4 protein-coding genes are annotated in these 4,802 nt (G+C 71.3%); 2 read left to right on the top strand and 2 right to left on the bottom strand.

All coding sequences use genetic code 11. The features are described from left to right. The coding region (locus ACTIR_RS0106230) for a TrmH family RNA methyltransferase (RefSeq protein WP_026453611.1) at positions 1 to 683 on the bottom strand (683 nt) is incomplete at its 3' end. A gap of 225 nt (positions 684 to 908) precedes the next feature. Between ACTIR_RS0106230 and ACTIR_RS0106225 the strand changes: the two genes are divergently transcribed. Further along, positions 909 to 2,405: a glutamate--cysteine ligase family protein gene (locus ACTIR_RS0106225; RefSeq protein WP_026453610.1), complete on the top strand. Its 1,497-nt coding sequence runs from the start codon at positions 909 to 911 to the stop codon at positions 2,403 to 2,405. A gap of 168 nt (positions 2,406 to 2,573) precedes the next feature. Then, positions 2,574 to 3,197: a superoxide dismutase gene (locus ACTIR_RS0106220; RefSeq protein ID WP_026453609.1), complete on the top strand. Its 624-nt coding sequence runs from the start codon at positions 2,574 to 2,576 to the stop codon at positions 3,195 to 3,197. A 151-nt stretch (positions 3,198 to 3,348) separates the two neighbouring features. On the opposite strand, the gene ACTIR_RS0106215 is transcribed toward ACTIR_RS0106220, so the two are convergent. Continuing rightward, positions 3,349 to 4,566, bottom strand: coding sequence for an MFS transporter (locus ACTIR_RS0106215; protein WP_084789338.1), 1,218 nt, complete (start codon positions 4,564 to 4,566; stop codon positions 3,349 to 3,351). Positions 4,567 to 4,802: the final 236 nt, after the last annotated feature.

Genomic DNA, 4,802 nt, shown 5'->3' with positions numbered 1-4,802 from the left:
AGCCCGTGCCCCTCGGAACCGAGCAGCAGCGCCACCGGGCCGGGGGTGCGGGCGGCCGTCCGGAGGCTCACCGCGTCCGCGCGCGGGGTCAGGGCCGCGAGCCGGAACCCGTGTTCCCGCAGGGTCCCGAGCCCGGCAGGCCAGTCGTCGACGGTCGTGAACGGCACCCGCAGGACGTGGCCCATCGACACGCGGACGCTGCGCCGGTAGAGCGGGTCCGAGCAGCCCGGGCCGAGCAGCACGCCGTCGACCCCGAGCGCGGCGGCGTTGCGGAACAGCGCGCCGAGGTTCTCGTGATCCCCGACCCCCTCCAGCACGGCCAGCACCCGCGCCCCGGCGGCGAGGTCGGACACCGTGGGGCGCCGGGCGCGGTCAGCGACGGCGAGCACCCCGCGGTTCAGGTGGAAACCGACCACCTGCGCCATGGTCTCGGCCGAGGTCACGTACGCGGGCACGGACACGTCGGCCAGGTCGTCCGCCAGCTCCTCGACCCGCCGCCGCACCCCGAGCAGGGCGCGCACCGGGTAGGGCGAGGCGAGCAGCCTGCGCACCACCACCGTTCCCTCCGCGATCACCAGCCCCCGCCCGCCGGGCCGGTCGGGCCTGCGGTCGGCGGTGGTGAGGTCGCGGAAGTCGTCCAGCCGCGGGTCGGCCACGTCGTCGGTGTAGATCACTGAGGCCACGCGGGAAGTCTCGCATCGACCCGGGTGGCGGGGATCGGTACTCCGTCCGCCGGGTATCCGGCTGGTACGAACGGCCCCGGTGATGCGCTGGGTGTGCGCGGCGTGACGGACGGCACCCTTTTTGGCCGCTGGATGAGGCCCCCGGCATGTGCAACGGTTGCCGCCTGGCAGGGGCGAACGCCGCGGCATCCGGGGAGCCGAGGCCGAGGGAGAGGGGCGATCGGCATGGGCAAGGACGTGGCACCGGACTCCGGCACCTCCCGGGACCGGGGCCGCTACCGGCTCAAGGTGCAGCGGTGCCTGGACACGCTGGCGCGCATGCTGTCCGAGAGCAGCTTCACCTTCCCCCGCAAGCACATCGGGTTGGAGGTCGAGCTGAACCTCGTCGACGACGCGATGCGCCCGTCGATGTCGAACTCCGCCGTGCTCGACGCCCTCGACGAGGCGGCGTTCACCACGGAACTCTCGCAACACAACATCGAGTTGAACGTGCCGCCGTACCCGCTGGACGGCGAGTCCGCGTTCACCCTGGAGGCGGATCTCGGCGCGTACCTGGAGCTGGCCCACGACACCGCGGAGCGCGCGGGCACGTCGGTCGCGATGATCGGCATTCTGCCGACCCTGCGCGCGGAACACTTCGATCAGAAGTGGCTGACCAACAACGCCCGGTACGCGCTGCTCAACGACCAGATCATGGCCTCGCGGGGGGAACAGCCGCTGCTGTCGCTGGAGGGGGTCCCACTGCGGGGCCGCGAACCCGAGCGGCTGCGCGCGTTCGCGCAGTCGATCCTGCCGGAGGCGGCGTGCACGTCGGTGCAGCTGCACCTGCAGGTGAGCCCGGAGGAGTTCGCCCCGCACTGGAACGCCGCGCAGTGCCTCGCCGGTGTCCAGCTCGCACTCGGCGGGAACTCGCCGTTCCTGCTGGGCAAGGCCCTGTGGCAGGAGACCCGCATCCCGCTGTTCCTGCAGGCCACCGACACCAGGCCGGAGGAGCTGAAGAATCAGGGGGTGCGCCCGCGGGTGTGGTTCGGCGAGCGGTGGATCACCTCGATCTTCGACCTGTTCGAGGAGAACGTCCGCTACTTCCCCGGTCTGCTGCCGGAGACCGACGACGAGGACCCGATGGAGGCCCTCGAAGCGGGCCGGGTGCCCCGGTTGACCGAGCTGCGGCTGCACAACGGCACCGTGTGGCGGTGGAACCGGCCGGTGTACGACGTCGTGGACGGCACCCCGCACCTGCGGGTGGAGAACCGGGTGCTGCCCGCGGGCCCCACGGTGCGGGACATGATGGCCAACGCGGCGTTCTTCTACGGTGCGCAGCGCGCCCTGGTGGGTCAGGAGCGGCCCGTGTGGTCGCAGATGTCGTTCCAGGCGGCCGAGGAGAACCTGTACTCGGGTGCGCGCAACGGGTTCGACGCGCTGCTGTACTGGCCGGGCATCGGCCGGGTGCCGCCGGACGAGCTGGTGCTGCGGGTGCTGCTGCCGCTCGCGCGGGAGGGGCTGCGTGACTCGGGCGTGGCCGACACCGTGGCGGAGCGCTACCTCGGGGTGATCGAACAACGGTGCCTGCGCCGCCGGACCGGCAGCACGTGGCAACGGGACACGGTCGCGCTGCTGGAGGACCGCGGGACGGACCGCGACGCCGCACTGACCGGCATGCTCGCGCGGTACCTGGAGCACTCCCGGTCCGGGGAGCCGGTCCACACCTGGCCGGTCGGGTGAGCCCGTCCGGGCGCACCGGTGGGGTGTGGCCGATCCGACAGTGGTGTTGACCTCGAGTCCACTCCAGGGAGCAAGGTCAACTTCGCCACTCCCCGGTTAGCCCGCGACCTCGGCGGCTACTAGGTTGGCAATCACGCAAAGGCTTGCCTCGACCACGAAGGAGGGCTCATGCCCACGTACGAGCTTCCCGACCTCGACTACGACTACGGTGCCCTCGAACCGCACATCTCCGGTGAGATCAACGAGCTGCACCACAGCAAGCACCACCAGACCTACGTCAACGGCGCCAACCAGACGCTCGAGAAGCTCGCCGCGGCGCGCGACGCCAACGACTTCGGCTCGATCGTCGGTCTGGAGACGACGCTCGCCTTCAACCTCGCCGGGCACGCCAACCACGTCGTCTGGTGGAAGATCCTCTCCCCGGAGGGCGGCGACAAGCCGACCGGCGAGCTGGCCGCCGCCATCGACGACGCCTTCGGCTCGTTCGACAAGTTCAAGGCGCAGTTCACCGCGGTGTGCACCACGATCCAGGGCAACGGCTGGGGTGCGCTGTCCTGGGACCCGATCGGCCAGACGCTGATCACCCAGCAGCTGCGCGACCACCACAACAACATGGTGCTGCCCACCGTGCCGATCCTGCTGGTCGACGTCTGGGAGCACGCGTTCTACCTGCAGTACAAGAACGTGAAGCCGGACTACATCAACGCGCTGTGGAACGTCTTCAACTGGGCGGAGATCGGCAGGCGTTTCGAGGACGCCCGCGCGGGGCGCAACGGACTGCTGCTGGGCTGAGACCCGGCCACGCCCGGCCCGGCCGGGCCACCAGCGCCCACGCGCGCGGACGAGAAGGGGCCCCGCACGGACGTCTCGTGCGGGGCCCCTTCTCGTTCCCGAACTGCCGCCGCTCCCACCACGAAGCGACACCCATGAGGTTAGCCTAACCTCATTCGACGGGCAAGGGGTGTCGTTCCCGTCTGCGGGCGAGGACCGCGCAGAGCAGTGCGGCCAGCACGGCGACCGCACCCCCCAGCCAGAACGGGGACCGCCCGCCGAAGGTGTCGGCCAACCACCCGACCATCGGTCCGCTGATCGGGTTGCCGCCGATCAGGACGAGCACGTACAGGCCCATCACCCGCCCCCGCACCTCCGGACTCGTCGAGGTCTGCACGAGCGCGTTCGCGGTGTTCAGGAACGTGATCGTGGCGAAGCCCAGGGGCACGAGCGCGATCCCGAAGAGCGCGTAGGTCGGCAGGAACGAGGCGGCCAGCTCGACCGCGCCGAGACCGAAGGCGGCGACCAGCAGCACCCGCAGGCTGGGCCCCCCGCGACTGCCCCGCCGGGCGGCGGCGAGCGCGCCGGTGAAGGTGCCCACCGCCAGCATCGTGGACAACAGGCCGTACCCGTCCGCCTCCGTGCCGAACACGTTGGCCGCCACGATCGCCAGCGAGGTGAAGAAGGTGATCCCGAACGTGCTGACGAAGAACACCAGCACCATGATCATCATCAGGTCGGGCCTGCCGCGCACGTACCGCAGCCCCTCCCGCAGCTGCCCCTTCGACCTGGCGGCGGGCGGGTTCCGGTGCAGCGCGGCGGGGTCCATGGCCGCGAGCCCGGCGATCACGGCCAGGGTGCTCACGGCGTTGGCGACGAACAGCCACCCGGTTCCGACCAGCACGATGGCGAACCCGGCGATCGCGGGTCCCACGATCCGCGCCATGTTGAACACCGAGGAGTTCAGCGCCACGGCGTTGGCGACCTGCTCGCGGCCCACCATCTCGCCGACGAACGCCTGCCGGGTCGGCACGTCCAGCGCCGAGAACACCCCGAGGACGAGGCACAGCACGTAGACGTGCCACAGCTCGGCCGCGCCGCTGATGTCGAGCACCCCGAGCAGTGCCGCCTGCACCGCCATCCCCGACTGGATGACGAGGAGGAGTCTGCGCTTGTCGACCCGGTCGGCCAGCACCCCCGCCCACAGCGACAGCAGCACGGTGGGCAGGAACTGCAACGCCACCGCCACCCCGAGTGCGACCGGGTCGTAGCCGCTGAGCTCCAGGACCAGCCAGTCCTGGGCGATGCGTTGCATCCAGGTGCCGATGTTCGAGATGACCTGCCCGCTGAAGAACAGCCGGTAGTTGCGTTCCCGCAACGACGCGAACATCCCCGGGGGACGACTGTCGGACCCGTCGGACGGACCCGTGCCCGAAGCTTCTCCACCCGGGGCCGCCGTGTCCGGGCCTGCCGGGGCCGGGGCTGCCGTGTCCGTGGTGTCCACGGCTTCCGTGTGCGTGACCGGCGTGTCCGTGGTCGGCGAGTCCGGGGCCGCCGTCTCCGGGACCGGGTCGGGTCGCGCGGGGCCGGTGGCCGTGGTCCGGTCCGGCCCGGCGGAGGTGGTGC

It is taken from the genome of Saccharomonospora iraqiensis subsp. iraqiensis (assembly GCF_000430445.1).
GTDB lineage: Bacteria > Actinomycetota > Actinomycetes > Mycobacteriales > Pseudonocardiaceae > Saccharomonospora > Saccharomonospora iraqiensis.
This window is presented reverse-complemented; position numbering and strand designations above follow the sequence as displayed.

Coding starts and splice junctions, on each gene's coding strand:
- ACTIR_RS0106220 (WP_026453609.1), top strand. CDS start 2,574: ATGCCCACGTACGAGCTTCCCGACCTCGACTACGACTACGGTGCCCTC.
- ACTIR_RS0106225 (WP_026453610.1), top strand. CDS start 909: ATGGGCAAGGACGTGGCACCGGACTCCGGCACCTCCCGGGACCGGGGC.
- ACTIR_RS0106215 (WP_084789338.1), bottom strand. CDS start 4,566: ATGTTCGCGTCGTTGCGGGAACGCAACTACCGGCTGTTCTTCAGCGGG.